The following is a 23,095-nucleotide window of genomic DNA, read 5'->3' on the forward strand; positions in this document are numbered from 1 at the left end:
GCATGGCAACTAACACCTATAAGCATTCGCAGGGCACCGGCACAAGCCGGAGGAGCTTTTTTTCTCTTCTTGAAAACCTTATTAATGTCGAAAAATTCTTCGACAAGGGACTTCCTGTGCAGTTTCTTATGCCATTTTTATTTAGTACCGTGCTATGTATCATCTACATTGGCAATCTTCATTTTGCAGAAAAAAACATCCGAAAGGCCACCAAGTTGAGAGTGGCAGTAGAAGACCTTAGGGCAGATTATACCACGCTCAAGGCAGAGTATATGTATACCAGTAAGCAGTCTGAAGTGGCTAAAAAAGCCATGACACTTGGTCTCAAAGAAAGTATAGAGCCTCCATTTAAAATTATCCAAACCAACGAATGAGCTTTAAGTCAAACATATTGCTTAGAGTACGAGTAGCCTATTTGGTAGCGCTACTTTTTTCGTTTGCCATCATTTATAAAATAGTGGAGATCCAGAATCTGGATGGCGGTAAGTGGAAGAAGAAAGCGGAGAGCATAGGCTTGCAATACCGGAATGTGAAGGCCACCCGTGGCAATATTTATTCGGACAATGGCAGCTTGCTTGCGACTTCATTGCCTTTTTACAAATTGGCCATAGATCCAGCCTTGCCCAACGATCGAATATTTAATGCAGGTATCAATGAACTGGCCGAGCGCTTGTCTCGGCACTTCAAGGACTATTCCGCCAAGGACTACAAACGCCGTATCATAGATGCTAGACAGTCTGGGCGACGTTATCTCGCCCTCAATAGACAAGAGATTAACTATCAAACCAAGAAACAGATGTCGCAGTGGCCCATCTTCGAGGAGGGTAGAATGAAAGGCGGGGTAATATTTGAAAAGGTGGACAAAAGGTTTCGACCTTTTTCTTATTTAGGCTATCGTACCATTGGCACCATCAATGAAGACGACAAAGGAGTGGTAGGATTGGAATATAGTTTCAATAAAGACCTCATGGGTCGTAATGGCAAAGCACTTTATCAAAAAATATCTGGAGGTACTTGGAAGCCAGTGTATGACGGTACGGAAGTCAAACCACAAAATGGGTTAGACATCGTAACTACCATCAATGTGGATTTGCAAGATGTGGCTGAGTCGGCTCTGCTCAAAGCACTCACGCACAACGACGCCGATTATGGCTGTGTAGTTGTGATGGAAGTAGCTACTGGAGAAATCAAAGCCATTTCGAATCTAAGTAAAAGAAACGGCGGAGGCTATTACGAAAACTACAACTATGCTGTAGGTAGTCAAGGATCGAGAGAGCCAGGGTCTACCTTCAAACTAGCCAGTATGATCGCTTTATTTGAAGAGAAGAGTGTGGGACTTAATGATTCTGTGCAAACCGGCGATGGTACCATGGAGTTTTATGACCTCGTATTGAAAGATCATAAGCCAGGAGGATATGGGATGCTCACAGTACAGCAGGTTTTTGAGAAATCTTCTAATATCGGTACTGCTAAACTTATTGAAGACGAATTTGGAGATAAGCCACAAACGTTTATTGATTATCTCAGTAGCATGGGGTTGACGAAGCCATTGGGTTTTCAGCTGATCGGCGAGGGAAAGCCGTACATCAAAAGCCCTGCGGATTCTACTTGGAGTGGGGTTTCGCTTCCTTGGATGTCTCATGGCTATGAATTGACTATGACGCCACTTCATACCCTGACCCTGTACAATGCTGTAGCAAACAATGGTAGAATGATTCAGCCCATTTTGGTAAAACATGTCATGTCTGCCGACAAAAACATCGAAACGTTTGAGACACGTGTAATTAATAAAAAAATCTGCTCTCAGGTCACTCTTAATAAAGTCAAGGAAATGTTAGAAGGAGTGGTAGAAAGAGGAACGGCTCAAAATATTAGTGATTCATACTACAAAATCGCAGGCAAAACGGGCACAGCTAAGCATGTGAAGAATGGGAAATACATCAATAAATACTACACATCATTTGCAGGCTATTTCCCTGCCGACAATCCAAAATATAGCTGTATCGTGGTGATCGACAATCCCAAGAAATTCAGAATCTATGGTAGTGATGTGTCTGCGCCAGTGTTCAAAGACATTGCGGATAAGATCTATGCACTCGACGTAGAACTCAACGATCCTTTTGAAGGTCAGCAAGTAGTAGAAGGTGTCTTCCCTGTGATCAGAGCAGGAGAGCACGAAGATCTTTCGATGATTTGCAACATCATCGGTATATCGAATCACCTGACAGAAGAATCAGAGTGGGTGAAAGCACGGATTAATAACAACTCGATCGACTGGACCAAACTAGATACAAAAGAGTCGGTAGTGCCTGATGTCCGTGGTATGACTTTGCGTGATGCCTTGTATTTATTGGAAAACAAAAACTTGAAAGTGACTTTCACAGGAAGAGGCCGTGTGACAGATCAGTCTGTAGTGCCAGGGTCCAACACCAACAATGCCAATCAAATAAACTTGACCTTGGGATGAAAATAGTATTGAAGGACATATTGTACAAAGTGAATCTCACCTCAGTCGCTGGCGACATGGGATTGGAGATCAATGGTGTGCAGTTTGATTCCCGTAAGGTCAAAGCAGGAGATTTGTTTGTGGCTGTAAAAGGCACACAAGTAGATGGACATGCATATATCGGTCAGGCGATCAAGCAAGGAGCTATAGCAGTGGTATGTGAAGATATGCCTCACGAACCTGTGTCAGGTGTAACTTTTGTTGCTACTCAAAACTCAAGTCATGCGTTGGGCATTATTGCTTCCAATTACCATGGTAATCCTTCGAATAAACTAAAGCTCGTAGGTATCACGGGTACCAATGGCAAGACCACAACTGTGACTTTGTTGTACAAACTTTTTAGGTCGTTGGGCTATCCCGTAGGTATGCTGTCTACAGTAGAAAATGTGATCAACGACGAGGTGGTGCCATCTACCCATACCACGCCAGATGCATTGAGTCTCAATGAATTATTGGCCAAAATGGTCGGAGAGAAGTGTCAGTTTGCCTTCATGGAAGTGAGCTCTCATGCTATCGATCAGAATCGTATCGCAGGTCTGACCTTCGTAGGAGCGGTGTTTATGAATATCAGCCATGATCACCTCGACTACCACGCCACGTTTGAGAATTATATCAACTCGAAAAAGAAACTTTTTGATGAGCTACCAGCTTCATCATTTGCATTGGTCAATCTGGACGATAAGCGCGGACAGATCATGTTGCAAAACACCAAGGCGACACATTATTCTTTCGGTCTAAAATTTATGACTGATTACAAGGCTAAGGTGATTACCAATAGCTATCAAGGCTTAGAGTTAGACATCAATGGACAAAATGTATGGTTCAGATTGATAGGAAAATTCAATGCATACAATCTGTTGGCAGCGTATGCTGTAGCAGAATTACTTCACGAAGACAGTGAAGAGGTGTTGATGATGCTTTCAGGACTAGAGCCAGCGCCAGGTAGATTCGAAGTGGTGAAAGCCGAATCAGGAATCATTGCTTTGGTGGATTATGCACATACACCAGACGCTCTCGAAAATGTACTGCAGACCATAGACGGTTTTCGCTCGGGCAATGAACAGGTCATCACGGTAGTGGGCTGTGGAGGCAATAGAGACAAAGACAAAAGACCCGTAATGGCGTCTATCGCAGTGAAGTGGAGCGATAAAGTCATTTTTACTGATGACAATCCGAGATTCGAAGCGTCCAAAGATATACTCGACGATATGATGAAAGGAGTGGGAATGTCTTTTATGAAAAAAACATTGGTCATTTCTGATAGGAGAGAGGCGATCAAAACAGCATGCTCCATGGCCAACGATCACGACATCATACTGGTGGCAGGCAAAGGGCACGAAGATTATCAGGAAATAAAAGGAGAAAAAACAGCATTTGATGATCGCAAGATCTTGAAAGAAATGCTAGAACTATTTAGAAGTTAAGCGATGCTATACTACCTATTTGAATATCTCGATCAACAATTCAACCTCGCAGGGGCTGGTGTATTTCAATACATCTCATTTCGTGCAGGAGTAGGCATCGTATTGTCTCTTTTGATAACCATTTTCTTTGGCAAGCACTTTATCAAAATGCTCCAAAAGCAGCAAATGGGAGAAACCATTCGAGATCTGGGATTGCAAGGGCAGTTGGAGAAAAAAGGAACGCCTACGATGGGCGGCATCATCATTATCAGCGCCGTAGTGATCCCTACCTTGCTAGTTGCCAAGCTCGACAATATCTATGTGATCCTGCTTTTGGTGACTACCATATGGATGGGAATGATTGGTTTTTTAGACGATTACCTTAAAATCAAAAAGAAAAACAAAGAAGGCCTTTCGGGTAAATTCAAAATCATAGGTCAGGTAATTATAGGATTGATAGTAGGTATTACCATGGTCACCAACGAAGATATTTTGGTTAGAGACTTTAATAAATCTGGCCATGAGATAGAGACTACTGTGGTAGATTCTCAAGAATTCGAAGATGTGAAAAGTACGATCACCACGATCCCATTTGTGAAAAACAATGAGTTTCATTACAGGTGGTTGTTGCCAAATTTTCTAGAAGACTACACCAATGTACTGTATATAATCGTGGTGATATTTATTGTCACAGCAGTATCTAATGGTGCCAATATCACAGATGGTCTAGACGGTCTAGCCGCGGGCACATCAGCTATCATTGGTATCACTTTGGCTATACTAGCCTATGTCTCGGGCAACTTGGTTTTTGCTGATTACCTGAACATCATGTACATCCCTGGTTCTGGTGAGTTGGTGATCTTTTGTTTCGCATTTGTAGGAGCTTGCATCGGTTTCCTTTGGTACAATTCATACCCAGCGCAGGTATTTATGGGCGATACCGGTAGCCTGTCTATTGGAGGTGTGATCGCAGTATTGGCACTTGTGGTCAGAAAAGAACTTTTGATTCCTGTTTTGTGCGGGATTTTCGTAATAGAAAACCTATCTGTAATCATTCAGGTGAGTTATTTCAAATACACCAAAAAGAAATATGGAGAAGGCAGAAGGGTCTTTTTGATGTCCCCTCTTCACCATCATTATCAAAAGAAAGGTATACACGAAACTAAAATCGTGACCCGGTTTTGGACCACAGGTATTCTGTTGGCCATCTTGACTCTAGCAACTTTGAAACTGAGATAATTGAAAGAGCATAAAAACCATAGCGTAGCCATTTTGGGTAGCGGCGAAAGCGGCATGGGGGCTTTGCGTCTGGCTAGAAAGCATGGATTGAAGGCCTTCCTTTCGGATGCCCAAACAATCCCTGTGCAAAAGCAGAGACGTATAGAGGCTATGGGTGCAGGGTTTGAGCAAGGGGTACATACCTTGGATGAATTGCTCAAATACGATGAAGTCATAAAGAGTCCAGGGATTCCAGATACTGCTTTGGTCATCACCGAGTTGATCAAAGTTGGTAAACCTGTGATTTCAGAGATCGAATTTGCTAGCCGATATACAGAGGCTAAAATTATAGGCATCACAGGGTCGAATGGTAAAACCACAACCACACTGCTTACCACGCATCTGCTCAAGCACGCAGGTCTAAACGTGGCCAGTGCAGGCAATGTAGGCAACAGCTTCTCAGATCTCTTGGTAGACGAAAATCCTGATGTGATTGTACTAGAGCTTAGTAGCTTTCAACTCGATGGAGTGGTGGATTTCAGACCAGATATTGCTATTCTGCTCAACATTACACCTGACCACCTAGATCGCTACAATTACGATATGGAGCAGTATGCCGATGCCAAATGGCGATTGGTAAAAAACATGACTCAGGGCAGCGTACTCATCTATAATGCTGACGATGAAATGATCACCAAAAGGGTGATCGCTAGTGATTTGGCTTGCGCCAAAAATCAACTGACCACAAAATCTAAAACCAATAGCGGAGCTTATTTTCTAGAAGGTTATTTGATTTTCGATTGTGAAAAATCGATTCAAATTGTACCCGTAGAGGACTTGCCATTATTAGGAAAACACAACAAATACAACCAAATGGCTGCGATACTGGCAGCTATCGAGCTAGAGGTGCCTTTCGGCAAAATCATCGAGGCCTTGGCTACTTTTAAAAATGCGCCTCACCGTTTGGAACTTGTCGGCTATATCCAGGATGTAGCTTTCATCAATGATTCAAAAGCTACTAATGTAGATGCCGTCTACTACGCACTCGATGCTATGATCAGACCTGTAGTTTGGATCGCAGGTGGCGTCAATAAAGGAAACGATTACGCTCAGATTAAAAATCTGGTGAAAAATAAAGTAAATACCCTCATCTGTATGGGTGCCGACAATGTACACCTCATAGAGGAGTTTGCCAAGGATGTAGACACACTGATCGAGGTGAGGAGTGCAGAAGAGGCCGTGCAGCAAGCGACCGAATTGGCTAAAGCTGGAGAGGTAGTGCTACTGTCGCCTGCCTGTGCCAGTTTCGATTTGTTCAACAATTATGAACACAGAGGAGATTTATTTAGAGCAGAAGTATTGCGGTTGAAAAAAATAAAAGAAGCGGTGAAAGCATGATCAGAGAATGGACACATAAAAACCTACAAGGAGATCCGGTGATTTGGTTCATCGTGATTGCGCTGTCTGCTCTCAGCATTTTAGTGGTCTATAGTGCGACAGGTACGTTGGCCTACAACCAAATGGAAGGCAATACCGAGCACTACTTGTTCAAACATACGGCTTTGGTGATACTGAGTTGGGTAGCTATGTGGGTAGCGCACAAGGTGGATTATAGATATTATGCCAAGTTGTCTAAGTTGGCATTGTACATATCTGTGCCTTTGCTATTCATCACTTGGAAGTTTGGTATGAATATCAATGACGCCTCAAGGTGGATTACCGTACCATTCATCAATCAAGCATTTCAGCCTTCGGATTTGGCCAATTTTGCACTTATCGTTACGCTGGCATCTATGCTTGCCAAGCGCCAAGAAAATATTGACAGCATCAAGGAATCACTGATTCCGATGTTGATCTGGATTGGCTTGATCTGTGGCCTCATCGCTATGACCAACCTCTCTAGTGCGGCTTTGATCTTCGTGACCTGTATGGTGGTGATGTTTATTGGGCGTGTGCCTGTGAAATACTTGGCTATGCTTGTGTTGGTAGGGGTTATCGCTGGAGCTGCGGCTTTGGCTATCGGACAGCGAGCAGGTACCGCCATTAGCCGTATCGAGTCCTTCTTGTCCGAAGACGATATTCCATTTCAGGCTGAGCAGTCGTTTATCGCTATAGCTAATGGTGGTACCGTGCGATTTGCTCCAGGCAAAAGCCAGCAAAAGAATTTCTTACCTCACCCATATTCAGATTTCATTTTTGCCATCATCATAGAAGAATATGGATTGGTTGGCGGAGTAGTGGTGTTGTTTCTGTATCTGGCGCTGCTCTACCGGGGCACACGTGTAGTGGCGATGAGTAAACGTACCTATGGCGGCTTGCTTTCGGCAGGGCTCAGTTTTGCGCTAGTTATGCAAGCCTTGGTCAATATGGCTGTGGCAGTGGGCTTGGTACCTATCACAGGTTTGACTCTACCGTTGGTAAGCATGGGGGGTACGTCACAACTGTTTGTAGGGGTGGCGATTGGTATCATTCTCAGTGTGAGCCGAGGAGAAATCGAGGAAATAGGTACGTCGAGTGCAAATGAGTATAGAAAGGACGTGGAATACGCATAATGAAAGAGCAAAAGACATATCGTGTAATGATCAGCGGAGGCGGCACAGGTGGACACATCTATCCAGCGATTGCAATTGCTCATGCCTTGAAAGAAATCGATAAAAACATCGAATTCCTTTTCGTAGGAGCCAAAGGTCGTATGGAAATGGAAAAGGTGCCTGAAGCAGGTTACAAGATCGTAGGTCTCTGGATCAGCGGTTTACAGCGAAGCCTGACTATGAGCAATCTGTCATTCCCATTCAAGGTGATTTCGAGTGTGTGGAAGTCTTTCAGGTTGTTGAAAAAATTCAAACCCGATGTAGTGATCGGAGTAGGCGGGTATGCCAGTGGGCCATTGCTATTTGCGGCCAATAAAAAAGGTATTCCTACCCTTATTCAAGAACAGAATTCTTACCCAGGCATTACGAATAAGATGCTGGCCAATAAGGCCAATAAAATATGCGTGGCCTATCCAGGTATGGAAAGGTTTTTCCAAAAAGATAAGATCATAGAAACGGGTAATCCTGTACGGACTGATATCATGAATTCGGACAAAGTACGTCTCGAAGGTTTGTCTCAATTTGGTTTTAGAAGTGATAAAAAAACAGTCTTGATCATTGGCGGAAGCCTAGGTGCACGTACCATCAACAATACGCTGGCTGAAGGCGTAGAGCGATTGATCAACGAAGACATTCAGGTACTATGGCAATCGGGCAAGTTCTACTACGAAGAGATGAAAACACGTACTGCGCACATTGATTCTGAGAAACTTAGAATCATACCTTTCATCAAAGAAATGGATCGTGCCTATGGTGCTGCCGATGTGGTCATTTCTAGAGCAGGAGCTTTATCTATTTCAGAATTATGTTTGGTAGGCAAACCAGTACTTTTTGTGCCTTCGCCTAATGTGTCCGAAGATCACCAGACTAAAAACGCCATGGCTCTGGTAAGTAGAGAAGCTGCCGAAATGATTCGCGACGAAGACGCAGCAGAGCATTTGATCACAGAGACCTTGAAGCTGATCGGCAATGAACAGCAGCAAAAAATAATAAGTGCCAACATCAAAGAAATGGCCAAACCCAATGCGGCAAAAGATATTGCCCATGAAATAATTACAATGATCCAATGAAATTAGAATACCTACATAGCGTCTATTTTCTAGGGATCGGAGGGATCGGTATGAGCGCACTGGCACGTTGGTTTCACGCCAACGGGTTTGTGGTAACGGGATACGACAAAACCTCAACAGAGCTCACCGAAAAACTAGTCGAAGAAGGTATGGCTATTCATTTTGAAGACAACGTCAACCTCATTCCCGAAAAGGTGAAAAAGGAAAGGGCAGGTGCGCTTATTATTTATACGCCAGCGGTACCTAAGGATCTCGGCTTGTATCAATATTTCGTACAAGAAGGATTCGAATTGTACAAAAGGTCACAGGTGCTAGGCATGCTTACCGAATCGAAATATACGATAGCGGTAGCAGGTACACATGGCAAGACCACTACGTCTTCTATGGTGGCTCATTTGCTGAGATCTGCAGGGGTCGATTGCTCGGCTTTTGTGGGAGGTATCATGACCAATTATGATTCTAATCTCTTGATTGGTGAAAACAATGAAGTGATGGTCGTAGAAGCCGATGAGTTTGATCGCTCATTTTTGACCTTGCATCCAGACGTGGCCATCATTACGGCTACAGATGCAGATCATCTCGATATCTACGGGTCCAAAGACGCTTTGAAGGATTCGTTTAATGCCTTCATCAAAAATATTAAAGCCAACGGTCAGCTCTTTGTCGAAGAGAAAGTGGCTGGAGAGTTGGAACTCAATCCTAATGGTAATATCAACGTCAAGACTTATGGACTCAAGGGCGGTGAAGTGACCATTGGTGAATTGAAAATAGCGGATGCCAAATTTGCCTTCGACTATCAAAGTGCGCAGCGCAATACGGCTGGATTTGCGCTGGCTATGCCAGGTTATCACAACGTATCTAATGCCATTGCTGCCATTGCTTCGGTAAGTGATTTGATTACTAATGATCAGGCTTTGGTCGACGGATTGAATACTTACAAGGGCGTGAAGCGTAGGTTCGAATACATCATCCAATCAGACGATTTGGTGTTTATTGATGACTATGCACATCACCCAGAAGAAATCAAAGCACTGATCGAGTCTGTGAGAGCGCTTTACCCGACTAAGAAAATCACGGTTATTTTTCAACCACATTTATTCACACGCACCAGAGATTTTGTGGATGGGTTTGCGGAGAGTCTGTCTATGGCCGATGAGGTGCTTTTGTTGGATATCTATCCCGCTAGAGAATTACCGATCGAAGGGGTGACTTCAGAAATGATCAAAGAAAAAATGACGATTGCTGAGATCAAAAATTACGTCAAAGACGATGTCTTGACTTATTTCGACAATCACACGCCAGAGGTCCTAATCACTGTAGGTGCTGGTAATATTGATACCTTGGTTTCACCCATAAAACGCTTGTTGGAAAAGAGATGAAGTGGCTGATACACATATGGAAGACATTCAAAATCGGACTGGTATTGTTCGGTCTGGCGGTTATTATTGGATTTACTAATTCTCGCCAAAACGAACGATATGTCAACGATGTACATATTTTAATTGACAATCAGTTTGAAAACTATTTCATCAATCAGGAAGATGTACTGTCGCTTATTGACGAGCGTGGCAAAGATTATTTATTGAGTAGCAATTTTGGTAGTCTCAACCTAAAACAACTAGAAAATAGCATCGAGGCACACCAGTTTGTAAACGACGCACAGGCCTATATCGGCTTAGAAGGCAACATGTCTATCAAAGTTATTCAGAATCGTCCGATAGCTCGAGTGGTGGTGTCGAATGGATCTGATTACTACATAGGTGTAGATGGCGATATTTTGCCAGAGTCTGCACACTATACGGCCAGAGTTGTACTCATGTATCTGGCCAACGACAATTGGATAGATGGTGAAAACATCAAAAACTCTGAGCAAGGACAGGAGATCTTTGAATTGATACAATTCATCACACACGATGAATTTTGGAATGCGCAGATTTCAGCGATCAGAGTAGAAAAAAATCAAGAAGTGGTACTCGAACCACAGGTAACCAAGCAAGAAGTGATTTTTGGGAAGCCAGAAAACATCGAAAAAAAATTTAGAAAACTAATGACCTTTTATAAGCAAATCTTGCCCTACAAAGGCTGGAATACTTATGCATCGGTTAACCTCAAATTCAAGAATCAAATCGTCTGTAAATGATAAATGGTATGGAAACAAATGAAATCATTGTAGGTCTCGACATCGGTACAACTAAGATTTGTGCCATCGTAGGGAGAAAGAACGAGTTTGGAAAACTCGAAGTACTAGGTATGGGTAAGGCAGTGTCTGACGGAGTCATCCGTGGCATCGTGACCAATATCGATAAAACCATCAATGCCATCAAGAAGGCCGTGACAGAAGCTGAAGAGCAGTCTGGTATCGACATTCGGGTGGTCAACGTGGGTATCGCTGGACAGCATATCAAGAGCTCTGTGCATCACGGATCTATTATCAGACATACGTCTGACGATGAAATCACGATCGAAGATGTGAATCGACTCACCAACGACATGTATAAAATTGTGATCCCTCCAGGGAGTGAGATTATTCATGTGATGCCTCAAGACTATATCGTAGATTACGAAGAAGGCATCAAAGACCCTGTGGGTATGTCGGGTGTACGTCTAGAAGCAGATTTTCATGTGATTACAGCTCAGACCAATGCCATTCAAAATATAAACAAGTGTGTGAGACGCGCAGGCTTGGAGATCGATAATTTGATCCTTGAGCCTTTAGCGTCGAGCCTGTCTGTGCTCAGCGACGAAGAAAAAGAAGCAGGTGTATGCTTGGTAGACATTGGAGGCGGTACTACAGACATCGCCATTTTCCATGAAAACATCATCCGTCATACCTCTGTGATACCATTCGGAGGCAATATCATCACATCAGATATCAAAGATGGCTGTAATGTGCTGAATCATCAGGCGGAAATATTGAAGACCAAATTTGGTCAAGCGTTGGCAGAGATGGCCAATGAAAATGAGGTAGTATCTATCCCAGGGTTGAAAAATAGAGATCCTAAGGAGATTTCTGTAAAGAATTTGGCGAGAGTAATCGAAGCCAGGATGGAGGAAATCATCGAAATGGTACATACCAAAATCATCACAAGTGGTTATGAAAATAGACTAGCAGGGGGTATCGTAATAACTGGGGGTGGTTCACAATTGGTGTCCATCAAGCAGCTATTCGAATACATGACAGGACTCGATGCACGTGTGGGATTCCCTAATGAGCATCTGGGTAAAAGTAAAGTAGAAACCATCAAGAGCCCCATGTTTGCCACGTCAGTAGGTTTGGTGCTTTGTGGATTCAAGGCGCTAGACGATAGAGATCATAGATATTTCTTGGAAGACACTGTAGTGAGAGATTACGACAAGAGAAAGAAGCCTGCTGGTGGGTCAGATAATATCTTGAAAAAGATTTTGGAGAAAACCAAAGGCATATTAATAGACGATTTCGAAGACGGTTCAGCTCGATAATAAGGAACCTGATTTGGGATTTATAATAAATAGTAGGTAGTCGTTAGTTCGACTATTTCAAACAGAACAGATTAAAAAAAACACATCATGACAGAAAGTAGTTTTAAATTTGATTTGCCTACACATCATAAATCGATCATCAAAGTGATCGGTGTAGGCGGAGGTGGCAGCAATGCTGTAAACCACATGTTTAACCAAGGTATAACCGGAGTAGAATTTATTGTCTGCAATACGGATTCACAAGCCTTGAATATCAGTCCAATTCCGAATAAACTCCAAATAGGGGTAAACCTCACTGAAGGACTGGGTGCTGGCGCAAACCCTGAACAAGGGAAAAATGCAGCTTTAGAAAATAAAGAAGAAATTAGAAACATGCTCAGTGAAGATACCAAAATGGTGTTCGTTACTGCAGGTATGGGTGGCGGTACTGGTACAGGTGCAGCTCCGGTCATTGCTCAAGTGGCCAAGGAGTTGGGAATCCTGACGGTAGGTATCGTAACCGTTCCTTTCAAATTTGAAGGAAAGAAAAAAATGCGCCAAGCCATGGAAGGTGTGGATGCATTGAAAGCCAACTGTGACACCGTGCTTATGATTCTCAATGACAAGTTGACGGAGGCGTTTGGTAAGCTCACAGTTAATCAGGCATTTGCGCAAGCAGATAATGTATTGACCACGGCAGCTAAGGGCATTGCGGAGATTATCACTGTGCCAGGTTATGTCAATGTGGATTTTGAAGATGTAAAAACCGTAATGAAAAACTCTGGAGGTGCAGTGATGGGGTCTGCCGAAACTTCGGGAGAAAACAGAGCCATCAGAGCGGCAGAAGAGGCGATCAATTCGCCACTGCTTAACAACCAGAACATCGAAGGGGCTGAGAAAATCTTGCTATCGATTATTTCTGGAGATCAGGCAGAATTACAAATGGATGAACTGACAGAAATCACGGATTTCATGCAAGATTTGGCTGGCGAAGATGCTGAGGTGATTTTCGGTCATGGAGTGGATCCTGAGTTGAATGACAGTATTCGTGTGACCATCATCGCTACGGGATTTGAAAATGAGATGGGAGAAGTACCTTCAGCACCTCAAACTCCGAAAAGAGAGCCTTTAGCCAAAGAGGAGGAGGAAGAAGCTGCAAGGAAAGTGTACGACTTAGAGAGAGATGTTCAAATCAATCTATTTTCAAGTGAAACTCAGGAAGTAAGAGAAGATACTTTTGAAGAGGATTTTCAATTGAAGATGAAATCTTTGTCATTCGAAAAACCAGAACGATCACCTGAGCCAGAGCCTAAAATGGTGGAGGAAGAAGATCCTTTTGAAGTAGAAATGAGGAATCTTTTTGTAGAATCTCAGATCAAAAATGTACCAGTGGATGCACCACTCGAAGAACTAGAAGGCATGGCACACCCGCCATCTAAAAAGATTCTTTTGATGGAGCAATCCGAAGAGAGGAGACGCAGACTAGATGGTATCAACAACGACGAAGTAGATACCAATAGCTTTAAAGAAAAATTCGATGTACCAGCTTACCAACGTAAAAAGGTAAACCTGAGAAATGTACCAGCTTCTTCGGAGAGTTTGGTGTCTAAGTACAACCTGAATGATGATAATCAGCTAGGCAGCAACAAGTTTTTACACGATAGACCGGATTGATTCGCTATCTGTCATTTCGATGAGAGGCGGTGATCTGCCGAAGCAGAGAAATTTTTATGTTTCGATGGTATCATTAGTATGTAGTAAGATTTTTACTATCGCTCGACATGACAAATAGGGGTGGTTAGCCTTGTAAGGCTAATGCACACATCCACCTGTTCTTTGAGCAGCCTTTGATACTATCCCGAAAGACTATTTTCTGTCAAATTTTCACTATGCGGGAATGTATGTGCTTTTGAGCGAGCGCTTACTTCCCGCATGAGTGAAAAATATCTGTTAGGTAACACAGGGCTATATATTTGCCCTGTGCATACCTGACGATAGAAAATAATTTATTGAATACTGAAAGCGTGTATATGAAAGCTCTATTCCTCGCAATTGTTGGTGTTGAGATACTGGGTGAAAGTATCCAAGTCCTTCATGGAAGTGAGTGCTTTGAGCTCAGATTTGCTCAACGACGCAAATTGATCACACCCCTTAAGAAGGTTGGTCATGATTTCTTCATCATTCTTTTTATAAACGATCCATTGCTCTTTGGTGTCGTTGTTGAGAATAAAATACTCTTCAAAGAAAGCCCCTTCATCTTCCCCTTCACCCATTTGTACGGCACCCCCTACATGCTTTTGTGATGCTGCTGTACCTGCTGCATTGCCTAAATTAGTCAGGCCGTCCTTTCTATGCGTGGACTTGGGATTTTGGTAATAACTGTACTTTTGATCAAAAAAGAAAATTTCTGTGAAAACCATTCCTGGGTCAGAGGCGGAGATGGCTTGCACACCTTGTCTCAGCGAGGTGAAAGCTCTTTTCTGTCCATTGACTTCTTGCATGATGTGGTTTAGATCGAGTCCTTCGAGTACAAATTCCTTGTAGTTATTCTTCTCATCTACATAGATGAAATCTCGCTTGAATTGGGCAATCTTACCGACATACTTTCTGCCATCGTTGAAGAGCGCATAGCCTGGTTGTAAGTTCTTGAGTTCGTTTTTGCTCGTTTTCACCACGCCATCATTGAATGCGTTTACTGCGCCTTCTGTAGTCAGTTGAGTTACTTCTGTAATGGTTTCAGGTTGGAATGGGAATTTTCCAGTGGATTCGATGGCTTTTGGTGAGGATTGAGCCATAGGAGCTTTGTTAGGTATATAGGCAGGTTTTTTGTCAGGCTTTATACCTAACCCAAAGTAATCTACTTCCGCTCTGTCAAACTTGTATTTAGCCTTTTGGTCATCTACAAGTTTGATTTCTACTGTGTCTTGGTTTTCGACTTTGAGCTGGATTTCACCAACGTAGGACGTGCCATTTTTCAGCACTAGGTAGCCATTGTCGTATTTGGTTTTGATGATGGTTTTCTTGCCTGATACGGTCGTAGATGCAATTTTGTATTGTGCGTGTCCAGATAGAGATATCAATAGACAGGCGAGTGAAAGTAAAGTTTTCATTAATTCAATAGGTTTAAAGGGATTGATAAATATTTGAAAGGTAAGTCATCGCTGTTTTTTTCTATTAAAAATCAAACTCAAGTTTGAAATCGAATCTCTAAATCTATAGAAAATTGACGAAATCTAAATTTTATTGATTTCGACGGCTTTAGAACGCCAGTAGCTTATCTACCTGCTCCTCTAGTAGATCGTGATAGAGTTGAGAGAGTTTGTTCTCCGTCAGGTTGGCTTCTATTCGAGCCAGTTTAGGTTTTTGAGCCAGCACGTGCGTACCGCAGTAGTTGAATATATCTGTGAGATGGCTGAGCGCCAATCCGCCACCCTGTACGCCCGATGATATGCCCACGAGTGCTGCTTTCTTGTCTCTAAAGGTGTGAGGAAATGCCAGCCCGTCGATAAATGCCTTCAATACTCCTGGAAAGGAACCGTTGTACTCAGGTACAATGAAAACCATTTTTTCTGCTTCGAGCATTTGCTTCCTGAAGATGTTAAACACTTCATTTTTGCCAGACTGGTCGTAGAGCGCCGTTTCGGTGAAGTCGTCAGGTAAGTCTTCCAGATAGATCAGTTCGGTTGCCACTCCTTTGGATTGGAGTATGCCCTGATAGATGTGGGCTAGTTTTTTAGATACAGAGTTTTTCCTGTTGGTGCCGCTGACGATCGTAATCATAAAAATACGTGAATTTATAAACTGAGCCGCAAGATAAGAAATACCCATGAGCTACGGTAGCCAAGCGAGGATTGTCCTTTGCGACCTAGTAGGGTTGACTCAGCGATCCTTAGTGAGCTGAGTAGGTCTATCCATGGATTAGATGTCTAGGTGTTCAATCAAGGATCAGTCTATAAAGTTGGGTAGCGATGAGGATAATGGCCTTGTATTCGCTCTGGTGTGGTGATAAAGAAGAAAAGGCATCTATGTGAACTAACACTTAGATGCCTTCTGTTTCAGATTATTTGACAGTGATACAGCCGTCTTTGATCTCTATTTTGCTGTTGTTGGATAGGGTCACCCATCCGCATTCAGTTTTGATCTCAGCTTTGTCGCTTCCACCCTGGATCGTGATAGAGGAGGTACGGCTTCCATCAAAAGTAACAGTAGAGGATGATCCACCTATTTTCACATCAAATTTCCAGTCTTTTGAGTCTTTGTTGTAATACCTGATGGATACAGCAGCTTGCGCCGTATAGGCGAGTAGCATCAATGATGCGGCACAAATGAAAATGTATTTTTTCATTACTAATTGTTTAGGTTGATAAATGATTTAGCGTCTAAATTAAGGAAAACTGAACTAAATGACCCAGTAATATGCTTAGTTATTAATTCGTAAAATGGCGGATCGATTTTGGTTGAAAATCCGTGTGTGCGATGACCCTTGTGTGGGTATATGATTACTTCCATTTGTAATGGAAAGGGTATTTTTCTCTACTTTTTCACCATGGTGCTGTGGCTCTTGATATCACTCATAAAACGAGATATAGGTGTCAGGTAGGAGTTTTTTGATGCGCTCAATTTTGTCTTCATCATCGACTAGAGGGTTACGATCCAGATGGAGGAAACGCAGGTTTTTCAACTCAGCGATTTCGTCTGGCAGATCTTCCAATTTGTTTTCTCCCAGGTCGAGGTGCACCAGCGATTGCAACTGACTGATCTCTGCAGGGATGGATGACAAATGTGCCTCTCTTAAATTAAGAGATTCTAAGAGGGGTAAGGTAAGAGCTATTTTAGGGAATTCTTTACGGTAAGCTGACATACCTAAGTGAGTAATACTTTTCGGTAGTGATTTGGTTTCTTTGAGTACTCTATCACCTGTTTCATTAAGATTTAATTTTTTAAGGTTTTCAAAACCATCATCAAAAAAAGATTCTGGTAACTGAATGAAGATATATTTGTTTTTAAAATCGGTAATGCCTTCCATGGATAATTCTTCGAGATTAGGGAGGTCTTTGATGATGCTGTTGACTTGATCCATGTCTAGGTACCTGAAGTTGTCAATTTTGAGCGTTTTGAGTTTTTTGAGGTGACGAATGTTATCAGGGAGCATTCTGGGTTGATCACGTTCTCCTTCCATATAATTCATCGATGCGCTTAAGTCCAATATTTCGAGATTGGACAGGTGCGTTAGGTCTTCATTCAATAGCGCTAGATCCAGTTTCGTGTTTTCAGTGAAGATCAATTCTTTGAGCTGGGGATGTCTTCGGATGCTGGCTGGTAGTCTAGTCAGGTCAGTGTAGGAAATTCTTAACTTTTCTAAGTTAGAAAAGGAAGCAGCCTGATCGAGGATGTTGGTATAGTCCAGATTGGGGCAGTACAAAAAGGATAACTCCTCCAAATCGAGTTTGGAGAGGTTGTTGGGGAATTTATTGGTGTTGAGTTCATTGATGACAAGACTTTTGAGCTTAGGCATTTTATTGAACATATTAAAATGTTGCTTGAGGTCTAAAGAATCATTAACACCTAAAAGAATGGAATTGAGATTTTTGAATTGTGTGATTTCGGAAGGAATTTTTGAATAAGGAATTTCGTACAATCTTAATGTTTCAAGGTTTTGAATTTCTGAACATGTACGCAGCGCATTGGGTAAATCAAGCTGAGACAGGTCTTCCAGACCAATGCTTTTTATGACTGGTTTATTACTTGGATTTAGAGGTAGTTCTACGATGTCACAATCTATTATTCCTAAGTAGCTCAGATGGTTGGATTTTAGAACCTCTTCAAGGTGATGCTGATTAAGTCCATTACACCTGACTAATCGTAATTTTACAAGATTATTCGTTTCTTTGATATACTCTGAAAATCTCCCGTCTCGAGATCCTTTGATGTACAGGTCAAATACCGTTTCAGGCTCGTTGATGGCAGAGTATATATATTCTCTTCTGGAATATTCTATGAGTTCTTGTTCACTAAGCTGGGTTTTGGAATAAGGTGTAGTACAAGCAAAAAGCAGTAATGCACTGAGTAGGTATAGGTATTTCATGATATTAATTATGGGGTGTAGGTCCAGATACCAAGTGGGGTGGAGTCTACTACTGTGGCTTCCACTACTTCGAGGTCTACTTTGGTCTTTGTGATGCGGACGATCTGAAAAGTGATTTTTGGTGTACTCTTATTTTCCGCAGATATTTTCATTTGCACTTCTATTGTGTCATCTACATCAACGAGATCGGTGTTTTTAGTGATGCCGTCCATGGCTCGGGCGCTTCCTGTTTGGACTAGGGCATCTAGCCAGTGTTGTTTGTTGTCTTGGATCTCTTCTTGTTTTTGTGAGGCTTTGATCTGATTGTAGAGCTCATTAGAGGCAGCAGTTGAGTTTAGAGGCTGCAAGTCGGCCAAGCTATCCTTTTTCTTTGCAAGGTCTTTTTCCTTGCCGTAGGTTTCTGTCGCTGCTTGTACGAGTTGCTGGATGAGTTCTTTTTGTGTGAGCTTGAGCTTAGAGATGTTCTCTATGGCATATGCCGTCTGAAAGTCGAATTGTTTGAATTTCCAACTACTATTTTTTTTATCTGATTGTTCCGAGTCATTATTATCTTCCTTCCCAAACAACCAAGTAAAATCTCTCGATCCACTCACTTTGCCTACTTTGAGTGCGCCAGATAGTTTCATCTCGAATTCTTCATGGCTGCCAGTTTTGTAGTCTGATAAAAAACCTATGTCTTTTTTTGCGTCCTTCTGTGAATTCTTGATCGAGTCTTGGTTGATCTTGCTGGTACGAGTAGCTTCTATGGCTCCTTTTATGTTGTTATTTTTATCTCCAGCTTCTAGCTCTGCCTTGAGCCCTCCGCCAAATGTCACTTCATTTTTGTCTGCATTAGCGTCTTCGGCAAAGAGTTTATTTTCTATATCTTCTATACTTTCTTCGGCATCAGAGCTATCCATAGCACGATCCAAGACGCTTTTGTTCTTGTCTCCGTATATATAATTCAATCCATAATAAATGGCGGCTGAGGAGGTGAGGCCACTAGGGTTGACTACGACTGTTTCCCAGTCGTTGAGGATGTCTCCTGTCACACGACCCGCTTTATAAAATCCATAGGAGAGGAGTTGGGCAGTAGTGTCTCTGTTTGTACTCTCTGCACCTAAGAATACGTTGAGATCGGCCTTGCCTGATATTTCCTTGGAGATGTCCAGCGTGATGCCTGCTGTGGCCGAAAATTTCACACCTATGTGTGCATCTTCGGTGCTACTTGGCTTATCGTCTTTCTTTTCTTGCTCGGCTTCTAGCCCCAGTGAGACTGCTACTTTAGGATTGGATATGGGGATGTTGACTGTCAAATTACCGCTAAGCTTGGAGCCTTTGGTCCGTCCAAGAAATCTGGACATGCCTCTCATGACCGTCGCGAGGACGGACTTGATGGGGTCTTTGTCTGCTTTAGGTTTTTCTGCTTCTGCTTTTATTTTGTTGATCTGGGTCGAGTCGAGGATGTTGTTTAGCATAAACTCTACACCCCAAGGGTTTACGACGGTAGTGGCATCGTTTTCACAAGCATGTTGCGTCATCAAGTCATGATTGAGGTCAGGATATGGTGTCTCGTTCATGCTGTCCAGTAGTAGGGCATTTTCACTTTCTGGGATAGCCGCTGTTTTACCCGCTTTGCCGTCCTCCATGGCTTTGGCCCTGGGAAGAGCTTCGGCTTGTTTGGCCGGAGGTGTATGGGTTTTTTCTTTGTTGGTTTTCTGATGGAAAAGATTTGGCCAAGGGTCGTGAATGTTGGCTTCTTTTTTTGATGGAGGTATAAGAGGATTAGGTGTTTGTCCTTCTTTCTCAAAACTGGGTTGTGCAAACAGACTTCTCCAGTAGTCATTTTGAATGTCTTCTGTTTCCTTGGTATCTTTTTCTGTAGGAGCTAGAGGGCCGATACGACCCTGTGTTTTATTAGTACTGGTGTTTTGACGAGGCTTAGGGTCGAGGTTGGGTTTCTTCTGATATTGCATGAATCAATAGGGGATAATTGATGATACCAAATTAAGGAGTTTGGGTGATAGTAACAATAATCTTACTTTATTTACAGGTCGAAAAATCATGGTTTTTGAGTCATAAAATTTCAATGAATGTTGGTGAATAGTACTTTGTCTTTAGAAAGTGATATTAATTGGGTTAGGCAAGGGATATCCCTTCGGGTGGATCAATTTTTTAATCAAAAAGAGTTTAAAAACGAGCTGTTTGAAATGGCGCCAAAGGTGGAGAATTCTGATGTCTATGCTAAACTTCTGTTTGAGTATAATCTGACACTAGGTGAGCGGTTTGTGTTGGTTTTGTCATTGATGCCTTCGTTGTTTCCGGGTGCTTTGGATAAGCTAAGGGTAACTAATCCAGATACAGGGCAGGTTTATTCGGAGTTTGGCGGTGCTTACGTAGGGGCTGGTGTATTGGTGCCTACTGTCGAGACAGCTATTTTTTTATTGGCTGGCAGTAATATCTCTCATAGGATGGAGGTACAGGATCTTCTGGGGAGAAGTGGAAGGCTGGTCAAACACAACTTGGTTTGTCTGGATGAAGTAGTGCAAGGCATGCCTCCTATGAGTGCCACCTTGTACCCTACCAATGAATGCCTACACAAAATATTCAGGGGAGAAGACTACCACCCCAACTACAGTAGCTCATTTCCCGCACAGCGATTGGAGACGGGGCTGGATTGGGAAGACTTGGTGTTGTCTTATGACACCTTCGATGCACTGCAAGAGCTGGACGCTTGGCTGATGCACCATCAGGAAATGCAGGCTTTGCACGAAGTGTCCAAAAAATTCAAAAGAGGCTATCGAGCTCTTTTTTACGGGCCGTCAGGTACCGGCAAGACCCTGACAGCCTCGCTGTTGGGTAAAAAATACGGGCGTGAGGTGTACCATGTAGACCTAGCCATGATGGTATCTAAGTTCATCGGAGAGACTGAAAAGAACCTGAAAAACATCTTTGATACAGCCGAAAATAAGGATTGGATCTTGTTTTTTGATGAGGCCGATGCACTTTTTGGCAAGCGTACGCAGGCCAGTAGTTCCAACGACAGGCATGCCAATCAAGAGGTGTCTTATTTGCTACAGCGAATAGAAGACTATCCGGGATTGATCATACTGGCCTCCAATCTAAAATCCAATATGGACCAGGCCTTTCAAAGAAGATTTCAGTCTATGGTTTATTTTCCGATCCCTTCAGAATATGAGCGGCAAGCCTTGTGGGAAAAGGCTTTTTCGGCGTATCTCACCCTGGATGACGAAGTAGACCTGAGGCACATCGCCAAGCGACATGAGCTCACGGGGGGAGCCATCAGCAATGTGTTGCGCTACTGTACCCTGATGGCACTCAAGCGAAATGCTAAAAACGTGCAGGCTGATGAACTCGATGAAGGCATCCGCAGAGAACTGAAGAAGGACGGTAAGACGATGTAGCTGGTGGACAGAGTTGGTGTTGAGGTGCTGCCTTTGCCAGTCGGCATGACTTTTTCGCCTTGGTTTTCAAGTCTTGATCGAACCTTTCATTTTCATTCAAACATCTTTCCTTTGTCGGTCGTTTGTAAAATTGTGATTGACTGATTCGTCACTACATTGGCAGTGCCATGTACCAGAAGATGGTCTTGTGCTGTGATGCTGATCACATGGCCTATGTCGTCTCCATTCCCTCCAAAGGAAGTTTCCCAATCTATCGCTCCTTCTCTGCTCCATTTGGATAAGTAAATGTCTTTGTTTTCAGGGCCTGTGGATTGATAGCCAGTGACATAGTATCCACCCGTAGGGGAACTAATGGCATGAAATAGCTCATAAGAACTGCTCCGCTCGTTGGTTAATAGGTTGTTTATTTGCACGCCATTGCGGTATGAAAACTGGACGAGCATGCCCGATGTTTCTCCATTTGCAGTAGTGCTGCCAGAGATGAGATAGCTTCCAAAATCCGAACTCAGCGTATAGGCCTTGTCCTGCTTATTGTTGTTCAATCCGATTTGTGTGGTGCTCACTTTGAGGCCTGAGGTATTGAGTACATTGAGTGAGACGGAGGTTTCGGTTTCTGTAGAGCTGTTTTGTGAGCCTACCCATAGGATTCTGTCTGTAGCTACCTGTGCCAATCCTACCACATTGGCATTGGTGGATAGGAGTCCGTAGGATGTTTTCCAGATGGTACTATAGTCATTTGCGTCTAGTAAGTAGACAATATTGTCTGTGATATCATTGCCATTGGATATTTGAGCCGCTACTACATATCCCACCCCTTCTTCTAGTCTCATGATTTTGGGCAGTACTTCGTTGGCGCCAGCTATGCCTAAGGACAGGCTGTCTATGTCATTTCCTTCGAGGTCTGTTTTCCACAACACGAGGTCTTGATCGCCATTGCTGGTGGTCATATGGCCTGCGATGATGATGGACTGGTCTTGTACGATCATGTCTGACGCTACGGCAGCATGATTAGTGCCGATTTCTCGGAACCAGTCCGTATTGCCATAGGCGTCTGTTCGGAATAGAAAGTAGCTGCTAGTCAGGGTGTTATTAGGGTTTTTTGTAGCCAATACGATTTGTCCGCCATCTGAGAGGGCGTGAACCGTGCTTAGTTCTTCACGAGAGGCACCTCCTACGAATTTTTGAAAGAATTCGTCAGTGTTGTCGATGGAAGGTTCGTCTATGGTGCAGCTGGTAAAGATCGCGGCAACCATCAGAAAGGATAAGCAAATATTGCGCATGGTATGGTCTGGTTTATAGGTGGTGTTGGTTGGTCGTTTGAGACTCATGCCAGTCGAATGGCAAGTCGTGATTTTGTGTGACATTGAAAAACGGTCAGGT

18 protein-coding genes are annotated in these 23,095 nt (G+C 43.0%); 12 read left to right on the forward strand and 6 right to left on the reverse strand.

What is annotated here, in order from left to right; all coding sequences use genetic code 11:
- Positions 1-2 precede the first annotated feature (2 nt).
- The 11 genes from N7E81_RS10025 to ftsZ all read left to right on the forward strand — a co-directional run bounded on the left by N7E81_RS10025 (position 3) and on the right by ftsZ (position 13,900).
- A complete protein-coding gene (locus N7E81_RS10025) occupies positions 3-374 on the forward strand; it encodes an FtsL-like putative cell division protein (RefSeq protein ID WP_263049452.1) in 372 nt (123 codons plus the stop codon).
- Entirely contained in the window at positions 371-2,467 is a 2,097-nt protein-coding gene (locus tag N7E81_RS10030) for a penicillin-binding protein (RefSeq protein WP_263049453.1), read from the forward strand. The genes N7E81_RS10025 and N7E81_RS10030 overlap by 4 nt, the downstream gene beginning before the upstream one ends.
- A complete protein-coding gene (locus N7E81_RS10035; protein WP_263049454.1) occupies positions 2,464-3,930 on the forward strand; it encodes a UDP-N-acetylmuramoyl-L-alanyl-D-glutamate--2,6-diaminopimelate ligase in 1,467 nt (488 codons plus the stop codon). Before N7E81_RS10030 ends, N7E81_RS10035 begins: the two co-directional genes overlap by 4 nt.
- A 3-nt stretch (positions 3,931-3,933) precedes the next feature.
- Positions 3,934-5,148 (forward strand): phospho-N-acetylmuramoyl-pentapeptide-transferase, encoded by a 1,215-nt coding sequence (gene mraY / locus N7E81_RS10040; protein ID WP_263049455.1) that lies wholly within the window; start codon positions 3,934-3,936, stop codon positions 5,146-5,148.
- Positions 5,149-6,525 (forward strand): UDP-N-acetylmuramoyl-L-alanine--D-glutamate ligase, encoded by a 1,377-nt coding sequence (murD, locus tag N7E81_RS10045; RefSeq protein ID WP_263049456.1) that lies wholly within the window; start codon positions 5,149-5,151, stop codon positions 6,523-6,525. It abuts the gene before it with no gap.
- Positions 6,522-7,679 (forward strand): FtsW/RodA/SpoVE family cell cycle protein, encoded by a 1,158-nt coding sequence (locus tag N7E81_RS10050; protein ID WP_263049457.1) that lies wholly within the window; start codon positions 6,522-6,524, stop codon positions 7,677-7,679. The genes murD and N7E81_RS10050 overlap by 4 nt, the downstream gene beginning before the upstream one ends.
- Positions 7,679-8,788 carry an undecaprenyldiphospho-muramoylpentapeptide beta-N-acetylglucosaminyltransferase gene (gene murG, locus N7E81_RS10055; protein WP_263049458.1) on the forward strand — a complete coding sequence of 370 codons (1,110 nt, stop codon included), beginning with the start codon at positions 7,679-7,681 and terminating at the stop codon, positions 8,786-8,788. Before N7E81_RS10050 ends, murG begins: the two co-directional genes overlap by 1 nt.
- Positions 8,785-10,167, forward strand: coding sequence for a UDP-N-acetylmuramate--L-alanine ligase (gene murC / locus N7E81_RS10060; RefSeq protein ID WP_263049459.1), 1,383 nt, complete (start codon positions 8,785-8,787; stop codon positions 10,165-10,167). Before murG ends, murC begins: the two co-directional genes overlap by 4 nt.
- The gene (locus N7E81_RS10065) at positions 10,164-10,928 is read left to right on the forward strand and encodes a cell division protein FtsQ/DivIB (RefSeq protein WP_263049460.1); all 765 of its coding nucleotides are present in this window, start codon (positions 10,164-10,166) and stop codon (positions 10,926-10,928) included. The genes murC and N7E81_RS10065 overlap by 4 nt, the downstream gene beginning before the upstream one ends.
- An 8-nt stretch (positions 10,929-10,936) precedes the next feature.
- The gene (gene ftsA / locus N7E81_RS10070) at positions 10,937-12,247 is read left to right on the forward strand and encodes a cell division protein FtsA (protein ID WP_263049461.1); all 1,311 of its coding nucleotides are present in this window, start codon (positions 10,937-10,939) and stop codon (positions 12,245-12,247) included.
- 87 nt (positions 12,248-12,334) lie between these two features.
- A complete protein-coding gene (gene ftsZ / locus N7E81_RS10075) occupies positions 12,335-13,900 on the forward strand; it encodes a cell division protein FtsZ (RefSeq protein WP_263049462.1) in 1,566 nt (521 codons plus the stop codon).
- Positions 13,901-14,265: 365 nt separating this feature from the next.
- Here the strand turns inward: ftsZ and N7E81_RS10080 are convergent, their stop codons facing one another.
- From N7E81_RS10080 to N7E81_RS10100, 5 genes are all read right to left on the reverse strand, one after another.
- Entirely contained in the window at positions 14,266-15,336 is a 1,071-nt protein-coding gene (locus tag N7E81_RS10080) for a hypothetical protein (RefSeq protein ID WP_263049463.1), read from the reverse strand.
- 148 nt (positions 15,337-15,484) lie between these two features.
- Positions 15,485-16,006 carry an NADPH-dependent FMN reductase gene (locus N7E81_RS10085; RefSeq protein ID WP_263049464.1) on the reverse strand — a complete coding sequence of 174 codons (522 nt, stop codon included), beginning with the start codon at positions 16,004-16,006 and terminating at the stop codon, positions 15,485-15,487.
- A gap of 280 nt (positions 16,007-16,286) precedes the next feature.
- Positions 16,287-16,571, reverse strand: a complete 285-nt coding sequence (locus N7E81_RS10090; RefSeq protein WP_263049465.1) for a hypothetical protein — start codon at positions 16,569-16,571, stop codon at positions 16,287-16,289.
- 222 nt (positions 16,572-16,793) lie between these two features.
- On the reverse strand, positions 16,794-18,311 hold the full coding sequence (locus N7E81_RS10095; protein WP_263049466.1) for a leucine-rich repeat domain-containing protein: 1,518 nt from the start codon (positions 18,309-18,311) through the stop codon (positions 16,794-16,796).
- Positions 18,312-18,319: 8 nt separating this feature from the next.
- The gene (locus tag N7E81_RS10100) at positions 18,320-20,266 is read right to left on the reverse strand and encodes a hypothetical protein (RefSeq protein WP_263049467.1); all 1,947 of its coding nucleotides are present in this window, start codon (positions 20,264-20,266) and stop codon (positions 18,320-18,322) included.
- Positions 20,267-20,383: 117 nt separating this feature from the next.
- Here N7E81_RS10100 and N7E81_RS10105 point away from each other — a divergent pair, with 117 nt between their 5' ends.
- A complete protein-coding gene (locus tag N7E81_RS10105; protein WP_263049468.1) occupies positions 20,384-21,715 on the forward strand; it encodes an ATP-binding protein in 1,332 nt (443 codons plus the stop codon).
- Positions 21,716-21,807: 92 nt separating this feature from the next.
- Here N7E81_RS10105 and N7E81_RS10110 read toward each other — a convergent pair whose 3' ends face one another.
- Entirely contained in the window at positions 21,808-23,079 is a 1,272-nt protein-coding gene (locus N7E81_RS10110; protein ID WP_263049469.1) for a hypothetical protein, read from the reverse strand.
- Between the last annotated feature and the right edge of the window lie 16 nt (positions 23,080-23,095).

Origin of the sequence: Reichenbachiella carrageenanivorans, from assembly GCF_025639805.1 — a bacterium.
In the GTDB taxonomy this organism is placed as follows: Bacteria; Bacteroidota; Bacteroidia; order Cytophagales; family Cyclobacteriaceae; genus Reichenbachiella; species Reichenbachiella carrageenanivorans.

Bases quoted from the DNA above. Each gene is read 5' to 3' on its own strand.
- N7E81_RS10025 (WP_263049452.1), top strand. From the start codon at position 3: ATGGCAACTAACACCTATAAGCATTCGCAGGGCACCGGCACAAGCCGG.
- N7E81_RS10030 (WP_263049453.1), top strand. From the start codon at position 371: ATGAGCTTTAAGTCAAACATATTGCTTAGAGTACGAGTAGCCTATTTG.
- N7E81_RS10035 (WP_263049454.1), top strand. From the start codon at position 2,464: ATGAAAATAGTATTGAAGGACATATTGTACAAAGTGAATCTCACCTCA.
- mraY (WP_263049455.1), top strand. From the start codon at position 3,934: ATGCTATACTACCTATTTGAATATCTCGATCAACAATTCAACCTCGCA.
- N7E81_RS10050 (WP_263049457.1), top strand. From the start codon at position 6,522: ATGATCAGAGAATGGACACATAAAAACCTACAAGGAGATCCGGTGATT.
- murG (WP_263049458.1), top strand. From the start codon at position 7,679: ATGAAAGAGCAAAAGACATATCGTGTAATGATCAGCGGAGGCGGCACA.
- murC (WP_263049459.1), top strand. From the start codon at position 8,785: ATGAAATTAGAATACCTACATAGCGTCTATTTTCTAGGGATCGGAGGG.
- N7E81_RS10065 (WP_263049460.1), top strand. From the start codon at position 10,164: ATGAAGTGGCTGATACACATATGGAAGACATTCAAAATCGGACTGGTA.
- ftsA (WP_263049461.1), top strand. From the start codon at position 10,937: ATGGAAACAAATGAAATCATTGTAGGTCTCGACATCGGTACAACTAAG.
- ftsZ (WP_263049462.1), top strand. From the start codon at position 12,335: ATGACAGAAAGTAGTTTTAAATTTGATTTGCCTACACATCATAAATCG.
- N7E81_RS10080 (WP_263049463.1), bottom strand. From the start codon at position 15,336: ATGAAAACTTTACTTTCACTCGCCTGTCTATTGATATCTCTATCTGGA.
- N7E81_RS10085 (WP_263049464.1), bottom strand. From the start codon at position 16,006: ATGATTACGATCGTCAGCGGCACCAACAGGAAAAACTCTGTATCTAAA.
- N7E81_RS10090 (WP_263049465.1), bottom strand. From the start codon at position 16,571: ATGAAAAAATACATTTTCATTTGTGCCGCATCATTGATGCTACTCGCC.
- N7E81_RS10095 (WP_263049466.1), bottom strand. From the start codon at position 18,311: ATGAAATACCTATACCTACTCAGTGCATTACTGCTTTTTGCTTGTACT.
- N7E81_RS10100 (WP_263049467.1), bottom strand. From the start codon at position 20,266: ATGCAATATCAGAAGAAACCCAACCTCGACCCTAAGCCTCGTCAAAAC.
- N7E81_RS10105 (WP_263049468.1), top strand. From the start codon at position 20,384: ATGTTGGTGAATAGTACTTTGTCTTTAGAAAGTGATATTAATTGGGTT.
- N7E81_RS10110 (WP_263049469.1), bottom strand. From the start codon at position 23,079: ATGTCACACAAAATCACGACTTGCCATTCGACTGGCATGAGTCTCAAA.